General features: G+C 64.9%; 21 protein-coding genes. 9 read left to right on the top strand and 12 right to left on the bottom strand.

Annotation, left to right across the window (positions count from 1 at the left end; genetic code table 11):
• Positions 1–29: 29 nt before the first annotated feature.
• Entirely contained in the window at positions 30–878 is an 849-nt protein-coding gene (locus SJY12_RS05705; RefSeq protein WP_397506401.1) for a cupin-like domain-containing protein, read from the bottom strand.
• Between the two features lie 219 nt (positions 879–1097).
• Between SJY12_RS05705 and rnd the strand changes: the two genes are divergently transcribed.
• Positions 1098–2300: a ribonuclease D gene (rnd, locus tag SJY12_RS05710; protein ID WP_397506402.1), complete on the top strand. Its 1203-nt coding sequence runs from the start codon at positions 1098–1100 to the stop codon at positions 2298–2300.
• Positions 2301–2324: 24 nt separating this feature from the next.
• A complete protein-coding gene (locus tag SJY12_RS05715) occupies positions 2325–3221 on the top strand; it encodes a hydrogen peroxide-inducible genes activator (RefSeq protein WP_050599989.1) in 897 nt (298 codons plus the stop codon).
• Positions 3222–3272: 51 nt separating this feature from the next.
• Here SJY12_RS05715 and pgsA read toward each other — a convergent pair whose 3' ends face one another.
• Entirely contained in the window at positions 3273–3866 is a 594-nt protein-coding gene (pgsA, locus tag SJY12_RS05720) for a CDP-diacylglycerol--glycerol-3-phosphate 3-phosphatidyltransferase (RefSeq protein WP_050599990.1), read from the bottom strand.
• 113 nt (positions 3867–3979) lie between these two features.
• Between pgsA and SJY12_RS05725 the strand changes: the two genes are divergently transcribed.
• On the top strand, positions 3980–5317 hold the full coding sequence (locus SJY12_RS05725; RefSeq protein ID WP_397506405.1) for an MFS transporter: 1338 nt from the start codon (positions 3980–3982) through the stop codon (positions 5315–5317).
• Here the strand turns inward: SJY12_RS05725 and SJY12_RS05730 are convergent.
• Positions 5314–5508, bottom strand: a complete 195-nt coding sequence (locus SJY12_RS05730) for a hypothetical protein (RefSeq protein WP_050599991.1) — start codon at positions 5506–5508, stop codon at positions 5314–5316. The two genes, SJY12_RS05725 and SJY12_RS05730, sit on opposite strands and share 4 nt — an antisense overlap.
• Positions 5509–5657: 149 nt before the next feature.
• On the opposite strand from SJY12_RS05730, the gene SJY12_RS05735 reads away from it, so the two are divergent.
• Positions 5658–7325 (top strand): thiamine pyrophosphate-binding protein, encoded by a 1668-nt coding sequence (locus SJY12_RS05735; protein WP_397506407.1) that lies wholly within the window; start codon positions 5658–5660, stop codon positions 7323–7325.
• 13 nt (positions 7326–7338) lie between these two features.
• On the opposite strand, the gene SJY12_RS05740 is transcribed toward SJY12_RS05735, so the two are convergent.
• A complete protein-coding gene (locus SJY12_RS05740) occupies positions 7339–7746 on the bottom strand; it encodes an EVE domain-containing protein (protein WP_050599993.1) in 408 nt (135 codons plus the stop codon).
• A 162-nt stretch (positions 7747–7908) separates the two neighbouring features.
• Here SJY12_RS05740 and SJY12_RS05745 point away from each other — a divergent pair, with 162 nt between their 5' ends.
• Genes SJY12_RS05745 through SJY12_RS05765 form a run of 5 tightly spaced genes read left to right on the top strand, consistent with a single transcriptional unit; the run spans position 7909 to position 13197 of the window.
• Positions 7909–9600, top strand: a complete 1692-nt coding sequence (locus SJY12_RS05745) for a putative bifunctional diguanylate cyclase/phosphodiesterase (protein ID WP_397506409.1) — start codon at positions 7909–7911, stop codon at positions 9598–9600.
• A gap of 45 nt (positions 9601–9645) precedes the next feature.
• Positions 9646–10455 carry a diaminopimelate epimerase gene (gene dapF / locus SJY12_RS05750; RefSeq protein WP_397506410.1) on the top strand — a complete coding sequence of 270 codons (810 nt, stop codon included), beginning with the start codon at positions 9646–9648 and terminating at the stop codon, positions 10453–10455.
• The gene (locus SJY12_RS05755) at positions 10452–11627 is read left to right on the top strand and encodes a MiaB/RimO family radical SAM methylthiotransferase (RefSeq protein ID WP_397506412.1); all 1176 of its coding nucleotides are present in this window, start codon (positions 10452–10454) and stop codon (positions 11625–11627) included. The genes dapF and SJY12_RS05755 overlap by 4 nt, the downstream gene beginning before the upstream one ends.
• Complete coding sequence (gene ftsY, locus SJY12_RS05760) at positions 11624–12550, top strand: signal recognition particle-docking protein FtsY (protein WP_397506414.1); 927 nt, start codon at positions 11624–11626, stop codon at positions 12548–12550. Before SJY12_RS05755 ends, ftsY begins: the two co-directional genes overlap by 4 nt.
• Entirely contained in the window at positions 12550–13197 is a 648-nt protein-coding gene (locus SJY12_RS05765; protein ID WP_397506416.1) for an inner membrane-spanning protein YciB, read from the top strand. Before ftsY ends, SJY12_RS05765 begins: the two co-directional genes overlap by 1 nt.
• A 352-nt stretch (positions 13198–13549) precedes the next feature.
• Here the strand turns inward: SJY12_RS05765 and SJY12_RS05770 are convergent, their stop codons facing one another.
• The 8 genes from SJY12_RS05770 to ccmC form a co-directional block, all read right to left on the bottom strand.
• Positions 13550–15493, bottom strand: a complete 1944-nt coding sequence (locus tag SJY12_RS05770) for a potassium transporter Kup (protein WP_050599998.1) — start codon at positions 15491–15493, stop codon at positions 13550–13552.
• 104 nt (positions 15494–15597) lie between these two features.
• Positions 15598–16254, bottom strand: a complete 657-nt coding sequence (locus SJY12_RS05775; protein ID WP_397506418.1) for a tetratricopeptide repeat protein — start codon at positions 16252–16254, stop codon at positions 15598–15600.
• Positions 16251–16658, bottom strand: coding sequence for a cytochrome c-type biogenesis protein (locus SJY12_RS05780; RefSeq protein ID WP_397506420.1), 408 nt, complete (start codon positions 16656–16658; stop codon positions 16251–16253). The genes SJY12_RS05775 and SJY12_RS05780 overlap by 4 nt, the downstream gene beginning before the upstream one ends.
• The gene (locus SJY12_RS05785) at positions 16655–17179 is read right to left on the bottom strand and encodes a redoxin family protein (protein WP_397506422.1); all 525 of its coding nucleotides are present in this window, start codon (positions 17177–17179) and stop codon (positions 16655–16657) included. Before SJY12_RS05785 ends, SJY12_RS05780 begins: the two co-directional genes overlap by 4 nt.
• Positions 17176–19131, bottom strand: coding sequence for a heme lyase CcmF/NrfE family subunit (locus SJY12_RS05790; protein ID WP_397506424.1), 1956 nt, complete (start codon positions 19129–19131; stop codon positions 17176–17178). Before SJY12_RS05790 ends, SJY12_RS05785 begins: the two co-directional genes overlap by 4 nt.
• Entirely contained in the window at positions 19128–19589 is a 462-nt protein-coding gene (gene ccmE / locus SJY12_RS05795; protein WP_197458277.1) for a cytochrome c maturation protein CcmE, read from the bottom strand. Before ccmE ends, SJY12_RS05790 begins: the two co-directional genes overlap by 4 nt.
• Before the next feature lie 5 nt (positions 19590–19594).
• On the bottom strand, positions 19595–19735 hold the full coding sequence (locus tag SJY12_RS05800) for a hypothetical protein (protein ID WP_197458278.1): 141 nt from the start codon (positions 19733–19735) through the stop codon (positions 19595–19597).
• Positions 19735–20457, bottom strand: a complete 723-nt coding sequence (gene ccmC, locus SJY12_RS05805) for a heme ABC transporter permease CcmC (RefSeq protein ID WP_397506426.1) — start codon at positions 20455–20457, stop codon at positions 19735–19737. Before ccmC ends, SJY12_RS05800 begins: the two co-directional genes overlap by 1 nt.
• Positions 20458–20499 lie beyond the last annotated feature (42 nt).

Genomic DNA, 20499 nt, shown 5'->3' on the forward strand with positions numbered 1-20499 from the left:
TTTTGTCAAGATTTGTCTGGTCTGGAAGGTCAGGCAATTCGCGCGCGCCGCAGCGCCCGCAGCGCGGCCGCACGCAGCCAGGGTCGCGCCCCCGGCGCCGGCAAGCGCACGCGGTAGCGGCCAAGCAGGCCGTTCAGGGCCCAGGCATCGTCCTGCATCAGGCTGCTGTGCGAGCGCCAGGTTACTGAGAGCGAGATCGACGGTTCGGCCCCGACCGTGACCGTGTGCGGGGCCTTGAAGGGAACGTGGAGCGCATCGCCCGGGGCAAGGTCGAAGGGCCAGCCCTGAGCCGCCAGTTCGGGCCGCCAGTCGAGCAGATTGTCGCCGCTGCGATGGAAGCGTTCATTGTCCGACCGGGACGGCAGGCCGCAGGATGGCGGCAGGATCGTGAACCGTTTGCGGCCGGAGATCTGGAACAGGATATTGTATTCCGGATCGAAATGCAGCGGGGTGACAAGCCCCGGCGAACTGATGAACAGGAAGGCGGTGGGTTTGACGATCGCGCCGGTACGCGTTTCGACCACCGGCGCGACTGCCTGCAGGATATCGGCGACGAGCGGCGCGAAATCGGGCCATCTGTCCAGCTCGCGCAGCATGATCCAGCGCTTCGTGCCGTCGAGCCCATGCACCAGCGCCCGTAGATCCGCCGGGTGTTCGGGCAAAACGCGAAAGCGCTGCTGCGGCGTATCCTCGCGTATCTCGATCAGCGCGCGATCGGCTACCGCGATGGTATCGGCCAGCCGCGACCAGTCGAAGCACGGCTCGATGTCGAGCCTGTGCGAAAGCAAGTGCGCGGCTTCGGGATAGGCCCGCCACAGCGGGGCGCGGTCGAAGCCGGGCGTGCCTGCGACTGCATCGAAAGCATGCTGGAATTCCATGCGGGACATGGGGTGTACCATGGCACGCAAGCGTTAAGACCGCCTTGACCCGGCCCCGTGCAGGTCTAAAGCGGCGCGCATCGCGACGGTGCATAGCTGCATGGCCGCGATTGCAGGCAGCGCGCACAGCCCGCTAGCCTGCCCTTGCGGGATGACCCCGCGCATTCATGGGCCCCGGCCCGGGGGCGGTACTCCGCCCGACAGAAACGAAAAGATACGATGAAAATCCACGAACTTATAACCGAAACCGAACCGCTGGCGGAACTGTGCGAGCGGCTGGGCCAACACGAATTCGTGTGCGTCGACACCGAATTCATGCGCGAGAACACCTTCTGGCCCGAACTCTGCCTCGTGCAGATCGGCAATGGTGAAGAAGCCGCTGCGATCGACCCGCTCGCACCCGGGATCGACCTGGCCCCGCTGTGGGACCTGCTGTGCGACAATGACGACGTGCTCAAGGTCTTCCATGCAGGCGGACAGGACGTCGAGATCGTCTACAATTTCACCGGCAAGACGCCGCAGCCGATCTTCGACACGCAGATCGCGATGATGGCGATCAGCCAGTCCGAACAGATCGGCTATGCCAATCTGGTCGAAAGCTGGCTGGGACTGACGATCGACAAAGGTGCGCGCTTTACCGACTGGAGCCGCCGCCCGCTCACCGATCGGCAGATCGAATATGCGATCGGCGACGTGACGCATCTGGCGGACATCTTCCCGCGGATCCTCAAGAAGCTGATCAAGACCGGCCGCGGCGCATGGCTCGATGCCGAGATGGAGAAGCTGGCCGATCCGCAGAATTATGCCAACGATGCCGATCTCGCCTGGAAACGGATCCGATCATCGGGCCGCAATCCCGCAGTTCTAGGCCGCCTGAAGGCGCTCGCCGCCTGGCGCGAGAGCGAAGCGCAGCACAAGAACATCCCGCGCGGCCGGATCATGCGCGACGAAACGCTGGCCGATATCGCCAGCCATCCGCCCAAGCAGCAACCCGATCTCGCCAAGGTGCGCGGCTTGTCGAATGCGTGGAAAGACAACGATATCGGCAAGCGCCTGATGAAAGTACTCGAAAAGGCCGAACCGCTGCCGAAGGATGAAATGCCCGACAAACCCAAACGCGGTGCGCCGCTCGGCAAGGAAGGCGCACTCGTCGCCGACCTGCTCAAGCTGCTGCTCAAGATCCGTGCCCGCGAGATCGACGTCGCCTCGCGGCTGCTGACCCGCGCCGACGAAATGGAAGCGCTGGCCGCGGGCGCGCGCGACCTGAGCATCCTCAAGGGCTGGCGCTACGACGTGTTCGGCAAGGACGCGCTCGAACTGGTCGAAGGCCGCCTCGCCTTCGCCGTCAAGGACGGGCGGCTGCTGATGACCCATGTCGATGAACTGCACGCCGGCATGGTCGAAGCCCAAGCCGCCGAATAGCAGCCGGGCAGGAACCGAACCGCCATGTCGACCTATCTCCCCACCATCAAGCAGCTGCAGTATCTCGTGGCGCTGCACGAACACGGCCATTTCGGCCGCGCTGCCGAGGCGAGCTTCGTTTCGCAATCCACCCTATCGGCAGGCATCCGCGAGCTGGAATCGCTGCTCGGCGTGACCTTGGTCGAACGCAGCCGCCGCGTGGTGCGGTTCACACCGCTCGGCAATACGGTGGTCGAGAAAGCGCACCGCCTGCTGCGCGAGGCGGAAGAGCTGTCCGACCTCGTCCTCGCCGCCGGCAAGCCGCTGTCGGGCGAGCTGCGGATGAGCGTCATACCGACGATCGCGCCCTTCCTGCTGCCGCGGATCCTGCCCCGCCTGCGCGAGGAACGCCCCCAGCTGAAGCTGTTCCTGCGCGAGGAGACCACCGATCACGCGCTGGAATCGCTGCATCACGGCCGCGCCGACTGCGTGCTGATGGCGCTGCCCTTCGCCACCGGCGATGTCGCCAAGGCGACGATCCGCGAAGATGCGCTGTATGTCGCTTTTCCCAAAGACGATCCGCGCGATCCGCCCGCCGTCATTCCCGCCAGCATGATCGACCAGGGGCGGCTGCTGCTGCTCGAGGACGGGCATTGCCTCAAGGAACATGCGCTGGCGGCCTGCAACCGGCCCGAATTGCGCGCCAGCGCGACAATGATCGGGACCAGCCTGCACACGATGGTGCAGATGGTCGACAATGGCCTCGGCCTGACGATGCTGCCCGAAATGGCGATCGAAGCGGGCATCCTTCACGGCACCGATGTCGTGGCGCGCCCGCTCAAGGGCGACAACACCAGCCGCGAGATCGCGCTGATCTGGCGCACGAATTCGCCGCGCGAAGAGGAATTCAAGCTGCTGGCGGAAGAGCTGCGCGCAGGCTGATTTCGCCTGAGCCGCTGATGCCGAGCCGGCGCAAAGGCCTTCTCGCGCGCGTCAGTCCATGTGCTTGAGGCCGACGCGCAGATAATCCCAGCCGGTAATGACCGTCAGGATCGCCGCGCCCCACAGCGTCACCAGGCCGACCAGATGCGGGATATTGTGCAGCACCCCGCCCGCTGCGAAGTTCCATCCGGGCAGGCCCTGGCCGAGGATGAGTGAGCCCAGCGAGACCATCTGCAGCGTGGTCTTCCACTTGGCGAGCTTGCTCACCGGCACCGAGACCTGCAGCGGCCCGAGAAATTCGCGCAGGCCCGACACGGCGATTTCGCGCATCAATATGACCAGCCCGGCAACCACATGCATGTCGCCGACATAGGGTCCGCGCAGCACGCCTTGCGCCGCCAGCACCAGGATGACCGCCGCCACCATGATCTTGTCCGCGATTGGATCGAGAAAAATGCCGAGCTTGGACACCGTGCCGCTGGTCCGCGCGAGATAGCCGTCGAAATAGTCGGTGATCCCCATCAGGCAGTAGAGCCCGAAAGCGAGCAGGTAGCCCGCCGCCCAGCCCGGCCACCAGAGGAAATAGGCCAGCAGCGGAATCGCGAAAATGCGCGACAACGTCAGGATGTTGGGCAGCGTCAGCATGATGCCCGACTGCCTAGCGATATTCGGCCCATCGCAAAAGCCGCTCAATTCCCTTGTCCGCCATCACGATAGCTCTAAACTCGCGCGGGAGAATGGGTTTCGCCCGGGGGGTCATGCTTACATCCACGCATCTGCTGCGACGCAGGCAATTCCTGCCGCTGTTCGTCACGCAGTTGTTCAACGCGTTCAACGACAATCTCTACAAGACCACGATGGTCCTGTTCGTGGTCTACGCGGTCTACAATGACGAAAGCACGGAAGCTGCCTTCAGCGGGCTGGCATCGGGGCTGTTCATCCTGCCGTTCTTCCTGCTGTCCGCACTGGCCGGACAGCTTGCCGACATGCGCGACAAGGCGCGGATCATCCGCACCGTCAAGCTGTGCGAAATCGGCCTGATGACGATCGGCGCGGCAGGGCTCTACATGGCTTGGCAAGGCATATTGGTGCAAACGGTCGCCATCCCGCTGCTGCTGCTGGCGCTGTTCCTGACCGGGGTGCAATCGACCTTCCTCGGCCCGATCAAATACGCCATCCTGCCCCAGCACCTGAAACAGGACGAGGTCCTGGCCGGGACCGGGCTGGTCGAAGCCGGCACCTATATCGCGATCCTCGCCGGGACGATCCTGGCGGGGCCGCTGGCGGTCGAACACACCGGCTGGGCTGCGATCGGGATCATCGTGATCGCCTGTATCGGCTATCTGGTCAGCCGGCAGGTGCCCGCTGCCCCGCCCATGGGCGAGGTCGAGAAACTCGACTGGCACATTCTGCGCGCCTCGGTGAAACTGGTGCGCGACACGATGCACAACGCCGAAGTCTATTACGCCATCCTGGCGATCAGCTTCTTCTGGACGATCGGCGCGGTCCTGTTCATCCAGTTCCCGCCGCTGGCCAAGAACACCATCATGGCCAGCCCCGAAGTCGCCAGCCTGTTCCTCGTCGTTTTCTCCATCGGCGTGGCGATCGGGTCGGTGGCCATCAACGCGCTGCTGAAAGGTCGCGTCTCGGCGCGCTATTCGCCGGTTTCGGTGATCGTCATGGGCGCATTCGTGGTCGCCTTCTATGTCGTGGCGAAGCTGTGGGAAGCGGACCAGCCGCAAAGCCTGCTCGGCGTGGGCGCGTTCCTCGCCTGGCCGATGGCGACCGTGCTGCTCGGCTGCCTGCTGGGGATCGCGATTGCGGGCGGGATGTTCGTCGTCCCGCTTTACGCCTTTCTCACCACCCGCGTCGCGCCGCACAAGGCTTCGCGCACGATTGCCGCGAACAATATCGTCAATTCGGGCGCAATGGTGGCCGGATCGCTGGTCGCCATGGCGATGAGCGCAATCGGCATTCCGATCACCGAACAGGTGCTGCTGTGCGCGGCGATGTGCCTGGTGTCCGCCTGGCTCGGCAAGCGGCTGGTTGCCGCCGAGAACGAGGCCGCCGACCTCGCCGCGGCAATGCGCATCTAGACGATAAAGGCGAGCACGGCGGCGAGCGTGGCGAAATAGGTCGAGGCGGCACCGCGGACGTCCTGCGCGGTCAGGCGCCAGTCGACCGGGGCAACGGGAGCGATATCGGCGAATGCGCGGCGGCGCTGCGGCAGGCTGGCGCGGAACCAGTGGCGGCGGGACTCGGTCGAGAGGACTAGGGAGCGTCGCATAGGAAACGGTTAACGAATTCTTAAGGATGTTGTCTCCTGCTCCGGGGCGGTTGTCCCCCGCTGGTACGCCTCATTCCATGTCCGGCATTGCGCGGCGCCCTCGCGCGGCGCGATTGCACCCCGCGACCAGCCGGGCTAACCGCTGCAGCATGCAAGCGCCCGATACGCCCGCCGCCGCCAAACTCCTCATCGATTGCCTGGCCGAGCAGGGGTGCGACCGCATCTTCACCGTTCCCGGTGAAAGCTTTCTCCAGGTCCTCGACGGCCTTGGTCGGCAGGACGCCATCGACGTGGTGACGTGCCGTCAGGAAGGCGGGGTCAGTTTCATGGCCTGCGCCGATGGCGCGATGACGGGGCGTCCCGGAGTGGCCTTCGTCACCCGCGGACCTGGCGCCACCAATGCGAGCATCGGCGTCCATGTCGCGAAGCAGGATTCGCAGCCGATGATCCTGTTCGTCGGCGATGTCGACAGCGAGATGCGCGACCGCGAAGGCTTCCAGGAAGTCGATTTCGCTGCCTTCTTCGGCCCGATTGCCAAGTGGGCCGCGCGGATCAATTCCGCCGATCGCATCCCCGAGTATGTCGCGCGGGCCTATGCCACCGCGATCTCGGGACGCCCCGGCCCGGTCGTACTGGCCCTGCCCGAGGACATGCTCGGCCGCGAGACCGCCGCGACCCCGCGCGCACGGGTAGAACGCCCCGCGCAGGCCCCCTGCCCCGATGCCATGCAGGCGATGATGGCGCTGATCGGCAACGCCGCCGCACCGCTCGCCATAATCGGCGGCGCGGGCTGGAATGCGCGGGCACGCGCGCATTTCCAGGTGTTCGCCGAGCGGCTCGGTCTGCCGGTTGCAACCGCTTTTCGCCGCCAGGATGCAATCTCACCTTCAAGTAAGGTTTATGCCGGCAATCAGGGCTATGGCCCCAATCCCAAGCTGGTCGAGCGCGTCAAACAGGCCGACCTGATCCTGGCGATCGGCGCGCGGCTGGGCGAGGCGACGACCGATGGCTATACCGTCCCGCCCCCGACCGCGCCCGACAGGCAGCTGGTCCATGTCCATCCCGATGCGGACGAACTCAACCGCGTCTATCCCGCCGACCTCGCGATTTGCGCCAGCATGGACGAATTCGCCGAAAGCGCCGCGCTGTGGGATGATGGCGCGGTCGTCGATTTCGACGCCGGGGCCGAAGCGCATCGCGAGTGGGAGGAATGGGCCACCGCGTATCCCAATGGCCACAGGCTCGACTTGGGCCAGGCCGTGCAGTTCATGCGCGATACGCTGCCTGCCGACACCATCATCTGCAACGGCGCCGGCAATTTTGCCGGCTGGTGGCACCGCTACTGGCGCTATGAAGGCTTCCCCACCCAGTTGGCCCCGACCTGCGGGGCGATGGGCTATGGCGTGCCCGCGGCGGTCGCTGCCGCGCTGCGCCACCCCGACCGCACGGTCGTTGCCGTGGCGGGCGATGGCGATTTCCTGATGAACGGACAGGAACTGGCCACTGCCGCCCAGCATGGGGCGCAGATGATCGTCATCGTGGTCGACAATTCCGCTTACGGGACGATCCGCATGCACCAGGAACGCGAGTTTCCAGGCGAGGACCGGATCAGTGCGACCCGGCTCGCCAATCCCGACTTCGCCGCGCTGGCCGAGGCCTATGGCGCATGGTCGGCGCACGCTGCCACCACCGACGAGTTCAAGGACGCGCTCGTCGCCGCGCAGGGGCGCAGCGGCTTGCGCCTGATCCACTGCACGATCGATATCGAGCAATTGGCTGCCAGCGGTGCCAGCGTGAGCGGTTTGCGCGGGGCCTAGGCGGCGAGGCGGGTCAGATCCCCGCCATGGCGCAGATCACCGACCATTCGTCAGGCTTGATCTCTGCCACCGACAGGCGTGACAGCTTGACGAGTTCGCAATCGGCCAACTTGGGTTCGGCCTTGATCTGCTTGAGCGTGACAGGATGCGGCAGCTTGGTCTTCGGCTTGACCTTGACCGCGGCCCATTTGCCTTCGGGGTCGGTGGGATCCATGATCCCGGCCACGCTGACTTCGCAGATGCCGACGATCTCGAGCCCTTCGCGCGAGTGGTAGAAGAACACCTGGTCGCCCACTTCCATCGCCGCGAGGTTGTTCTTGGCCCGGTGGTTGCGCACGCCGTCCCAGGTCCCCTCCTCTTCTGCGACGAGATCGTCCCAGCTGTATTTGAAGGGTTCCGATTTCATCAGCCAGTAACGCATCGCGTAACCATCTCCATCTACTCATTCGCGTGCCTGCGCCGTTAGCCGCTGCAGCGAGAGCTGACCACCCTGCGCAGCGCCGGGTCCCCGCCTTGCGCGGTTAACCTGTTTTTAGGCGGCGCGCCTTAAGCAAGCGGAACTCAGCCAAGCCAGGGGGCGGGATTGACCGCGAACAAGACCACGACCAAGGACGCCCGATCCCCGCGAAAGGGCGTCCAGACGCGCCGCCGCGACCATGATGTCGTGACGCTGGGGATCGCTTTTGCGGCGATCATCCTGTTCGTGGGCACGGCCGGCGTGGTGCTGCCCAACCTGATCGAGGCATGGACGGGCGACAACCCCTCGCCAAATTCGGCGCTGACCAATGCCCTCCTGCTCAACATTGCGCTGATCCTGCTCGGCTGGCATCGCTACAAGGCGCTCACCGAGGAACTCAATTCGCGCCGCGAATCCGAGGAAGAGGCCCGCCGCCTCGCCGATATCGACCACCTCACCGGATGTCAGAACCGCCGCAGTTTCACCACTGCGCTGGGCGATCTTCTGCACGATCTGGAACGCCGCGAGGAAGCGCTGGCGGCGATCGCGGTGGATCTCGACAATTTCAAGCAGGTCAACGACCTCCACGGCCACCAGGCAGGCGACGAAGTGCTGCGCGTTACTGCCGGACGGATCCAGCGCCTGCTGCCCGAAGGCGGCATTCTGGCCCGGCTCGGCGGCGATGAATTCGTCTGCGTCGTCCCCTATCACCCGCAGGTGCCCGACCGGGTCGACCAACTGGCAACGCGGATGGTCGAGAACGTCGCGCGGCCGGTCGAATATGGCGACATGCCGGTGGATGTGACGATGTCGATCGGGATCGCCTCGAGCACGCAGATGGACAATGTGCGCGACGGGACCGCTGCCGCCCAGACGCTGATGCACAAGGCGGACATCGCCATGTATCACGCCAAGAAGCAGGGCAAGAACCGCTTCTACTGGTTCGAACCGCAGATGGAAAACGAATTGCGCTTCCGCAACGAACTGGAAGCGGGCATCCGGCGCGGCATCGTGAACGGCGAATTCCTGCCCTATTACGAACAGCAGATCGATCTCGACAGCGGCAAGCTGGTCGGCTTCGAAATGCTCGCCCGGTGGGAATCCCCCGAAATGGGCGTGGTCGGACCCGATATCTTCATCCCCATCGCCGAGGAAATCGGCGTGATCGGCGAAATGAGCGAGGCGCTGATCACGCGCGCGTTCGAAGATGCCAAGAAATGGGATTCGGACCTCTCGCTTTCGGTCAATATCTCGCCGGTCCAGATGCGCGACCCCTGGTTCGCCCAGAAGCTGCTCAAGCTGCTGGTACGCCACAATTTCCCCGCCAACCGCTTGGACATCGAGATCACCGAGAGCTGCCTGCACGAAAACGTCGGCATGGTTCGGTCGATGATTTCGAGCCTGCGCAACCAGGGCGTGAAGATCAGCCTCGACGATTTCGGCACCGGCTATTCGAGCCTGTCGCAATTGCGCGCGCTGCCGTTCGACCGGATCAAGATCGACCGTGCGTTCATTTCCGAACTCAAGCAGGAAGAGCACGGGGCCAAGCTCGTCGATGCGATCCTGACGATGAGCGACGGGCTGAACCTGCCGGTCACCGCCGAGGGGATCGAGAACGAAGTCGTGCTCGAAACGCTCAAGCGGATGGGAAAGATGAAGGGCCAAGGCTATCATTACGGCCGCCCGGAACCCGCCGCCAAGGTGCTCGAACGGCTCGACCAGCAGAACCTGCTGGCCAAGGACCGGCTCGACAATGTGACCGAAGTCGACTTCACCGCGCAGGAACATCGCCCCGGCGGCGGCAAACGCGCCGGCTGATCCGCACTGGACGCTCTGCGGGCGAATGCATAGATGCGCTGCACAATGCGCGTCGATTTCGTAAAAATGCATGGCTTGGGCAACGACTTCGTCGTGCTCGATGCGCGTGCGCAGGCCTTGCCGCCGCTTGGCGAGGGCATGGCGAGCGCGTTGGCCGACCGCCGCAGCGGCATCGGCTGCGACCAGCTGATCCTGCTCGAACCCAGCGGCGCTGCCGATTTCCGCATGCGGATCTTCAACGCTGACGGCAGCGAAGTGGGCGCCTGCGGCAATGCCAGCCGCGCGGTCGCCCTGCTTCATGGCAAGCCTGCGCGGGTCGAAACGGGCGGCGGCATAATTGCGGTCGAACCGCGCGGCAACGGGGCCAGCGTCGACATGGGCGAACCGCGCTTCGACTGGCAGGATATTCCGCTGGCCTATGGCATGGACACCGCGCTGATGCCGGTGAGCTGGGAGGGCCTGGACCAGCCGGGTGCAGTCAATGTCGGAAACCCGCATGTCATCTTTTTCGTCGCGGATTGCGATGCCGTACCGCTCGACCGGATTGGCCCCGAGATCGAAACCGATCCGCTGTTTCCCGAGCGCGTGAACGTCAACGTCGCGAGCGTGACCGACCGTGGGCACATCCGGCTGCGCGTGTGGGAACGCGGCGCCGGCCTCACCCGGGCCTGCGGCACCGGCGCCTGCGCCACCGCGGTCCATGCCATGCGCCGCGGCCTTGTCAAACGCGATGTGGCCGTGGCCCTCCCCGGCGGAACGCTGACGATCGCCTGGGGCGAGGACAACCGGATCCGCATGACCGGACCCGCGACCGAGGCCTATCGCGGCAGCTTCGAATGGGGCGATTTCGCGTGAGCGGCACGCAGGTCATCACGCTGGGTTGCCGGCTCAACCTGTCCGAAAGCGAACAGATCCGCGCGATGCTGGCACGCGAGGACGATCTCGTCGTGGTCAACAGCTGCGCCGTAACGAGCGAAGCGGTGCGCCAGACGCGCCAGGCGATCCGCCGCGCCCGCCGCGCCAATCCCGATGCGCGCCTGCTGGTGACCGGCTGCGCGGGCGATATCGAGCGCGACCAGCTGGCCGCGATGCCCGAAGTCGACGGTTTCGTCGCCAATACGCAAAAGCTCGATCCGCGCGCGTGGAACGCCCCGGCCAACGTACCGCCCACCCCGCAGGACCGCACGCGCGCCTTCATCGCCGTCCAGAACGGCTGCGACCATGCCTGCACCTTCTGCGTCATTCCGCAGGGACGCGGGCCGAGCCGCTCGCTGACCATAGGGCAAGTGCTGGGCGAGGTCGAACGCCATCTCGATCACGGTGCAGCCGAAGTGGTGCTGACCGGTGTCGACGTGACGTCCTGGGGGCATGACCTGCCCGACACTCCGCCGCTGGGCGCGCTGGTCGAGGCGGTACTGCGCCGCTTCCCGCAGCTCGAGCGGCTGCGCATGTCCTCGCTCGACGGGATCGAGATCGATCCGCTGCTGTTCGAGCTGTTCGCCGGCGAGCGGCGGCTGATGCCGCACCTGCACCTGTCACTGCAGCACGGGCATGACCTCATCCTCAAGCGCATGAAGCGCCGCCATTCGCGCGCCGACGCGATCGATCTGGTTACCCGGCTGGCAGCGCGGCGCCCCGACCTTGCCGTCGGCGCCGATCTGATCGCGGGCTTTCCGACCGAAACCGAAGAGCACCACGCGGCCAATCTGGCGATCATCCGCGAACTGCGGATCGTCCACGCGCATGTCTTCCCCTATTCGCCCCGCCCGGACACGCCAGCCGCGCGCATGCCGCAGGTCGATCGCGCCACGATCAAGCGGCGCGCTGCCGATCTGCGCGATACCGCGCGCACGACACGCGACGCGTGGCTATCCACGCTCGTCGAAAAGCCGCATGCGGTCCTCGCCGAACGCGATGGTACCGGCTACACCCCGCATTTCGCACGCGTCGCGCTGCCCGGCACGGTACCCGCGGGCACGATCACCACGGTGACGCCGTCCAAGCATGAGAATGGCCTTCTAGAATGACCGAGAAGCAGAGCTGGAGCGACCGGCTGTTCGGCGGGTTTCGCAAGACCTCCGAGAAACTGACCAGCAATCTGACCGAAGTGGTCGGCACGGCAAAGCTCGACGATGCCACGCTCGACGACGTCGAGGACGCGCTGATCCTGTCGGACCTCGGACCGGCCGCGGCTGCACGAATTCGTGCGAAACTATCCGAAAAGCGGTTCGGGCTGGAGATTACCGAGCAGGAACTGAAGGAAGCGGTCGCCGAAGAAATCGCCGCAATCCTGCGGCCGGTGGCCAAACCGCTCGAGATCACCGCCTTTCCGCGCCCGCAGGTGCTGCTGGTGATCGGCGTCAACGGCAGCGGCAAGACCACGACGATCGCCAAGCTGGCACACCTGTTCCAGGAAGACGATTACGCCGTCATGCTGGCGGCCGGCGATACGTTCCGCGCGGCGGCCATCGGCCAGCTGGCGACGTGGGCCGACCGTGTCGGCGTGCCGCTGGTGCGCGGACCCGAAGGCGGCGATCCTGCCTCGATCGTGTTCGACGCGGTGAAGAAGGCGACCGAAGCCGGCACCGACGCACTGATCGTCGACACCGCCGGACGGCTGCAGAACAAGCGCGAGCTGATGGACGAACTTGCGAAGATCCGCAAAGTCCTCGGCCGGCTCAACCCCGAGGCCCCGCATGACGTGGTGCTCGTCCTCGATGCGACCAACGGCCAGAACGCACTGTCCCAGATCGATGTGTTCAAGGAAGTTGCCGGGGTCACCGGTCTCGTGATGACGAAGCTCGACGGAACCGCGCGCGGCGGCGTGCTGGTCCAGGCGGCCGAACAATACAGCCTGCCCATCCACGCGATCGGCGTGGGCGAGAAAATCGACGACTTGCGGCCCTTCGATCCCGATCTGGTGGCGCGCGTGATTGCAGGAGTAGCCTGATGACCGAGAGTGCCAAACCCAAGCCAAAGACCGGCTGGCTCAACATCCTCGTCGATTATGGGCCGCTCCTCGTCTTCCTTGGCGTGTACAAGTTCTACCAGCCGCCCGAGACCTCGACCTTCGGGGAAATCGCGGCGGTTATCTACGGGACGATCGCCTTCATGATCGCGGCGGTCGCCGCGCTGGTCTTCAGCAAATTCAAATTCGGTCATGTCAGCCCGATGCTGATCCTCTCGACGGCACTGATCGTGGGGTTCGGCGGGCTGACCATCTGGCTGCAGGATGAAAAGTTCATCCAGATCAAGCCGACCGCGATCTACCTCTTGTTCGGCGTGCTGCTGATCGGCGGCTGGCTGCGCGGCAAGGCGTTACTCCAGATCCTGCTCGAGGCAGCTTTCGAAGGATTGAGCCGCGAGGGATGGCTCAAGCTGTCGCGCAACTGGGGCATTTTCTTCTTCTTCATGGCCGCCCTCAACGAAGCGCTGCGCCTGCAGCTGAGCTTCGAGAGCTGGCTCTGGGCCAAGCTCTGGGTCTTTATGCCGCTGAGCTTCCTGTTTACCTTCACACAGATCCCGATGCTGCTGAAACATGGCCTGGCGCTGGAGGAAAAGGACGAGGTGGTGACGGACGAGCCGCCGACGGCTTGAATTCTCTAAGCAGGGGCGACCCTGGCTAGCAGGACGATCGCGCACAGGGTCGCGACCACCCCCGCGTAGGTAGCGTTGATATTACTGGCGTACCGATAAGCCGAACCTATGGCCAAACCGGGCCGGATAAGCCCCAGATTGGCCACCAGAAGGGCAAGGAGATACCCTCCAAGCGTTAGGATGCCCCTAGTAGTTCCGGCCTCGACCAAGGCCATTGGCAGAAGCAACGTGGCGAAACTCGCGTTGCCCAACACAACACCCTTGGCGAACTCGCCTTCCCGTCTCTTGTTCTCACGCCTGACCTGAAGCCACTCAGGTTCGTTTTCGCGTTCTGGCGGAAGCTGCACTGGGCCTAAATTTCCACCTGGCTCCCGAGCTCGACCACGCGATTGGTGGGCAGACGGAAGAAGTCCATCGCAGTCGCGGCGTTGCGCAGCATCCAGGCGAAGATCTTCTCGCGCCAGATCGGCATGCCGGGCTTGTCGCTGGCAAGCAGCGTCTGGCGGCTCAGGAAGAAGCTGGTGTGCATCATGTCGAACTCGCCGCCACAGCGCTCCATCTCCTTCAGCCCCTGCGGAACATTGGTTTCCTGCATGAAGCCGTAATGCAGCACCGCACGGTAGAAACCATCGCCCAGATCGTGGATCTCGCACCGCTTGTCGCTGTCGACATAGGGACTGTCGGCAATCAGCACGGTGAGGATCACCACGCGTTCGTGCAGCACCTTGTTGTGCTTGATATTGTGCAGCAATGCGCTCGGCACGCCGGCGGTCTGGCTGGCCATGAAGATCGCGGTGCCCGGCACGCGGGTCGCCGAATTCTTCGCGCTCTTGGCGAAAATCTCGATCGGCAGCGCGGTCTCGCTCATCCGGTCGCGCATCAATTTGCGCCCGCGCGCCCAGGTCGTGAGCAGCGTGAATGCCACGAGACCGACCACCAGCGGGAACCAGCCGCCATCGGGGACCTTGGCCAGATTGGCCGCGAAATAGGCGCCGTCGACGATCAGGAAGAAGGCCACCACCGGCAATGCGATGAACCATTTCCATTTCCACACGCCGACGAACAGCACGCCCATCAGCAGCGTATCGATCGTCACCGCGCCGGTCACCGCGATGCCATAGGCTGCCGCGAGGTTCGACGAGGTCTGGAAGGTCAGCACCAGGATGATCACCGCGACCATCAGCGCCCAGTTGACCACCGGAATGTAGATCTGGCCCGCCTCGGTTTCGCTGGTGTGGCGGATCGACAGACGCGGCATGAAGCCCAGTTGCATGGCCTGGTGGGTAATGCTGAAGGCGCCCGAGATGACCGCCTGGCTGGCGATGAAGGTCGCCACGGTCGCCAGGATGACCAGCGGCAGGCGGAACTCTTCGCTGGCGAGCAGGAAGAACGGGTTGCGCACCACTTCGGCGGCCTGTTCGGGCGGAAGGCCAGCGATCATCGCGCCCTGTCCGAAATAGTTGAGCAGCAGGCACGGCATCACGAAGCCGAACCACGACAGACGCATCGGCCCGCGACCGAAATGGCCCATATCCGAATAGAGCGCTTCGGACCCCGTCACCGCCAGCACCACGGCGCCAAGCGCGAAGAAGGCCACCGCACCGTCGGTGACGAAGAACATCACCGCGTAATAGGGGTTCAGCGCCCACAGGATATCGGGGTTCTGGATGATCTGGTTGAGGCCGAGCCCAGCGATGGTGATGAAATAGACGATCATCACCGGCGCGAAGAGCGCCCCCACCTTGGCCGTACCCCGGCTCTGCAGCAGGAACAGGAAGATAAGCAGGACCAGCGCGATGGGGATCACGAGCGGGTCGAGCCCCGGATTGACCACGGTAAGCCCTTCGACCGCGGACAACACCGAAATCGCCGGCGTGATCATGCTGTCGCCGTAGAATAGCGAAGTCGCAAACACCCCGAGCAGGACGACCAACCAGCCATAGCTCGACTTGCCGATATGGCGGCTGAGCAGTGCAACGAGCGCGAGGCTGCCTCCCTGCCCCTTGTTGTCCGCGCGCATCAAAATTGTGACATACTGGATCGAGACGACGATGAGCATCGACCAGAAGATCAGGCTGACGACGCCCAGGACGTGCAGCCGGTCGATCGCAATATTCGCTGCCCCGGCGAAGGTTTCGCGAAAGGCGTATAACGGACTGGTGCCGATGTCGCCGAAGACCACGCCGACCGCGCCGACAGCCAGCGCCGTGCGCGAGCCGCTGTGGCGGTGGCCATGGCCGTCTTTCGACGGCACACCCTCGGGAACCGGGTCTTGCGCTAAGGCAGTATCGTTCATGTGGGATCGGTTTCCGACAACATCGTGTCACTTGGCCTGCATGGCGAAGTTGCGGGCGTTAGCAGCATCGCTTCGCACCCGCAACAAGCCGTACAAGCGCTTGTTTAATCGGGACTTTGCACGGCGCCGCCTACCGGTCCGGCGGCAAGGATAGCTTCCAGCCTGTCGAGTCGGGCGGCCAGCGGGGCGCGCCACTCCGCCTGTTCGGGAGCCGATTGCAGCAATTCGCGCCACAGCTCCAGCGTCCGTCCGGGCTCGCCGCCGCGCAAAAAGGCGAGTCCGAGGAAATAGGTCGGTGCCGGATTGTCGGGTGCCACCGCCTCAGCCTGCGAATAGGCGTAAAGCGCCGCGGCTGTCAGCTGGCCATCTGCATGTTCGACCAAGGCATTGCCCAGCGCCAGCCAGGCTTCGCTGTCAGCGGGGTTTTCCGCGACGGCGTTGCGCAGGAAATTCGCCGCCTGTTCGTGCTGGCCGCGCCGGGTGAAAGCATCGGCGGTGACCACGAAGCGCGAGGGGAGCCGGCCTTCGGGATAGAATTCGCGCCGCGCCACGACCATCATTTCACCCGTCTGCGCGGTCTCGTCGACCACCGGGTCGGCAGGCGCGCCGGGCTGTCCCGGATTACCATGCATGGCATAGCCGGCGAGGCCGAACAGCAGCGCCGAACCGAACAGCATCCACAGCGCGCGGGGCAGCTTGAGCAAATAGACCGCGAGCGTGAAGACCAGCGCGGCAAGCGCGATGATGGGAAGCCAGCTCATGCGCGTTTCCGGAACCGGCGCAGCAGGATCGCCCCCGCCACCGCGATCAGCAGCATCGGGATGGCGAACAGCGGCCAGGTCGTGGCGCTGACTGCCGGCTTATAGCTGACATAATCGCCATAGCGCTGGATCAGCCAGCTGCGGATCTCGTCGGGGCTCTCTCCCGCCGCCACCCGGATGCGCACCTGGTGGCGCATGTCGCCGGCCATCGGCGCGTCGCTGTCCGCGATCGATTGCGACTGGCACTTGAGGCAGCGCAAGGTCTCCATCAGCTCCTGCGCCGCCGCTTCCTGGGCGGGATCTTCGAGCTGGCGATAGGCGAAGGGCGCGGGCGGCATGGTTTGCTGCGCCGCCAGCGGCATGGCGAACGCGAGGCAGAAAGCGGCAAGTACGGGACGCGTCATCGGGCCTTCTCCAGCTCATCCAGCAGGATCGGCACGTCCCGTGCCCGGATATCGCCGATATGCTGGTAGCGGATGACGCCCTGCCCATCGATCACGAAGGTTTCAGGCACCCCCGAAGACCCGATCGCCAGCTGCACTTCGGACAGATCGTCGCGTCCGATATGGGTGTAGGGATTGCCATGCTGCGCGAGGAAGCCGGCAACATCCTCGGGGCGGTCGCGAATGGCGATGCCTACTATCTTCGCTCCCTGCTGCTCGAGGCTTTCGAGCTGCGGCGCCTCGGCGATGCAGGGCAGGCACCAGCTGGCCCAGATATTGAGCAGCCGCAACTCACCATCGGCAAAGGTGCCGCTCGCGACCCCTTCCACGCCGTCAATCGCCGGCGGAAGGTCGAAATAAGGCAGCGGCTGGCCGACCATCCCGCTCTGGACGAAATCGTCCTTCGGCTGGGTAAGCTGATAGGCTGCCAGACCGACAAAGGCGGCAAAGGCGAACAGCGGAACCCACAGACGCCAGCTCATGCCAGTGCCTCCCGGTCGGCGCGCCGTTCGGCGATGCGGGCGGCCAAGCGACGGTGGCGAAGGTCGGTCAGCACCCGGCCGATCAGCGCGAGCAATCCGCCCAGCGCGATCAGCAGGCCGCCGTACCAGATCAGCGTGACGAAGGGTTTCCACCACAGCCGCAGCTGCCAGCGACCGTCAGGCGACCGATCGCCGACCACGGCGTAGAGCTGGCCGTTCCAGCGTGTCGCCAGCGCGCTTTCGGTGGTCTGCTGCGGCGGAGCCCAGAAATTGCGCGACTGCGGTGTCAGCTCGCGCGCTTCGCCATCTCCATAGCGCGCGGAAAGACGGGCCTGGACCGCGGTCCAGTTCGGTCCGGCCACCGGTTCGACCCCTTCCAGGACGACGGTCCAAGGGCCCACCGTGGCGGTATCGCCCTGTTCGATCGCGGCGAGCCGTTCCTTGGTGAAGGCGCTTTCGCTGGCCATGCCGATCAGCGCGACCGCAATGCCGAAATGGGCGACGACCATGCCCCAGGTCGCCAGCGGTGTGCGTGCCAGGTTGCGCCCGCGCAACGGCAGCCAGCTGGCCACCGCCAGTCCGATCCCGAAAGCCAGTCCGAGCAGCGGCAGCAGACCGATTTCCGTCAGCAGGCTGGTCAGGACCAGCGCGGCCACCACCAGCGCCGCGGTCAGCGCCACTTCCTTGCCGATCCGGTCGATGCGATCCTCGCGCCAGCGCAGCAGCGGACCCACGGCCATCACCGCGAACATCGGAATGGCGAAGATTGCCCCCACCGGATTGAAATATGGCGGCCCCACCGACACGCGGACATCGAAGGCTTCGGTCAGCAGCGGGTACAGCGTGCCTAGCAGGACGATCGCCAGAATGGCACTGAGCATGACGTTGTTGAACACCAGCGCGCCCTCGCGGCTTGCCAGCGCAAACCGTTCGCCTTCGCTGATCGTGTTGGCGCGCAGGGCGAACAGCAGCAGCGCGCCGCCGATGAAGATGCCCAGCAAGACGAGGATGAACGTGCCGCGTTCGGGATCGACCGCGAAGGCATGGACGCTGGTCAGGATGCCCGACCGCACGAGGAAGGTCCCCACCATGCTCATCGAAAAGGCGACCACGCCCAGCATGATCGTCCATGTCCGCAAGGCGTCGCGGCTGGCGAGGACGCTGGCCGAATGCAGCAGCGCGGTGGCCGCCAGCCATGGCATGAGCGAGGCGTTCTCGACCGGGTCCCAGAACCACCAGCCACCCCAGCCAAGCTCGTAATAGGCCCAATAGCTGCCGGCAGTGATGCCGATCGTCAGCATGATCCAGGCGGCCAGCACCCAGGGCCGCATTGCGCGCGCGAAATCGGGAGTTACCTGCCGGGTCAGCAACGCGCCCACCGCGAAGCTGAAAGCGACCGACAGCCCAACATAGCCAAGATAGAGCGTGGGCGGGTGGAAGGCGAGACCGATATCCTGCAGCAGGGGGTTGAGGCCCATTCCCTCTGCCGCGGGGACCGGTAGCCGCTCGAAGGGGTTCGAACTGAGCAGCAGAAAGGCATAGAAGCCGAGCGAGACAACGCCCTGCGCCGCGAGCGTTGCGTTCATCGTCCGCTCGGGCAGGCGCCGTTCCACCAGTGCGATCAGCGCCCCCGCCAGGCCCATCACCATGACCCACAGCAGCATCGAACCTTCGTGATTGCCCCAGGTGCCCGATAATTTGAACACCAGCGGCTTCAGCGAGTGCGAATTCGATGCCACCAGCTTGACCGACAGATCGGTGATGGCAAACAGCCAGACGAGCATGGCGAAGGAGAAGGTCACCAGCACGCCCTGGACGATCGCCGCGGGGCGGATCAGCGCGGCCAGTTCACTCGCATTACCGGCGCGCAGAGCCAGGAAACCAGCGATCATCTGGAGCGCGGCAAGCGCGGCGGCAAGCCACAGGGCCGCAAGACCGAGCTCAGCGATCATTCGAGACCTACCGTCGTTTCTTCGGCCATTTCGGCAGCGCGGTGCTGCTCCATTTCCTGCAGCTCGCGCGGGACGTAGTTCTCGTCGTGCTTGGCCAGCAAATTATCCGCGATAAAGGTCCCGCCGGGACCGAGCCGCCCCTCCGCAACCACACCCGAACCCTCGACGAACAGATCGGGCGCAATACCGCTGAACCGGACAGGAACGCGCGCGCCATCGTTGCCCGTTACCGCGAATGTCAGCGTGACGCCGTCCGCCGCAGTCTGCAACGACCCCTCTTCGACCATGCCGCCGAGTCGCACCGCCTGGCCGGGTTCGGGCGGGTTTGCGAGCATCTGTTCGGGCAGGTAGAAATAGCTTGCCTGATTGCGCAGCGCATAAGCCGCCAGCAGTCCCGCCCCGATCAGCGCGACCAGCGCCAGGACGACAAGCACGAGCCGCTGGTGTTTGGGTTTCATCGCGCTCATTTCCTGCGGCTTTCGTCACGGCGCTTCTCGGCGCGTTGCATATCGAACCAGGCCCAGGCGACCATGCCAAGCGTGCCGATGACACCCACCGCATAAGCCGCGACGACGAAGTCCCATTGGTCGAGCGCTTCACGCATCACACAGCCTCCATCGCACGGCGGCGCAAGCGGGCTTCCGCCTGGATATCAGCAAGCAAGGCGCGCATCCGGGCCAGCACGACACCGCCGAACAGCAGCGAAAAGCCGAACACTGCGACCAGCAGGGGAATGAGGAATTCGGCATCGATCGCGCTCTTGCCAACGGTGATGCTGGGTGGCTGGTGCAGCGAATTCCACCATACCACGCTGCGGTTGATGATCGGGATATTGATTGCGCCCAAGAGCCCGAACAGCGCGGGAATGCGCGGTGACAGCCCTTCGCGCTGCGCGGCCTGCGCCAACGCGATATAGGCGGCATAGAGGAAAGCGAGCACCAGCATGCTGGTCAGCCGTCCGTCCCACACCCACCAGGTGCCCCAGGTCGGACGTCCCCAGATCGAACCGGTGGCCAGGCAGATGATCGTGAAGGCAAGGCCCGGAAGCGCCGCGGCGCGTGCCGCCAGCGCGGCCAGTGGATGACGCCAGACGAGAAACGCGAGACTGGACAATGCAATCGCCATCCAGCCCCCCATTCCCAGCCACGCGGCAGGAACGTGCAGGAACAATATGCGGACCGTTTCGCCCATCAACCGATCGGGCGGCACCTGGAACAGGCCCCAATACAGCGCCGCAGCACTCGTCAGGAGGCCGCCGATCAGCAGCGCCGGCGTAAGCCAGGCTGCAAGCGACAGGAACCGTTTGGGATTGGCGAAGCCATGCATTGAAATTTACCGTCCGGCACCGCTTTGGCAGCGCTCATCAGG

Origin of the sequence: Qipengyuania sp. R86523 (assembly GCF_044596365.1) — a bacterium.
In the GTDB taxonomy this organism is placed as follows: domain Bacteria; phylum Pseudomonadota; class Alphaproteobacteria; order Sphingomonadales; family Sphingomonadaceae; genus Qipengyuania; species Qipengyuania citrea.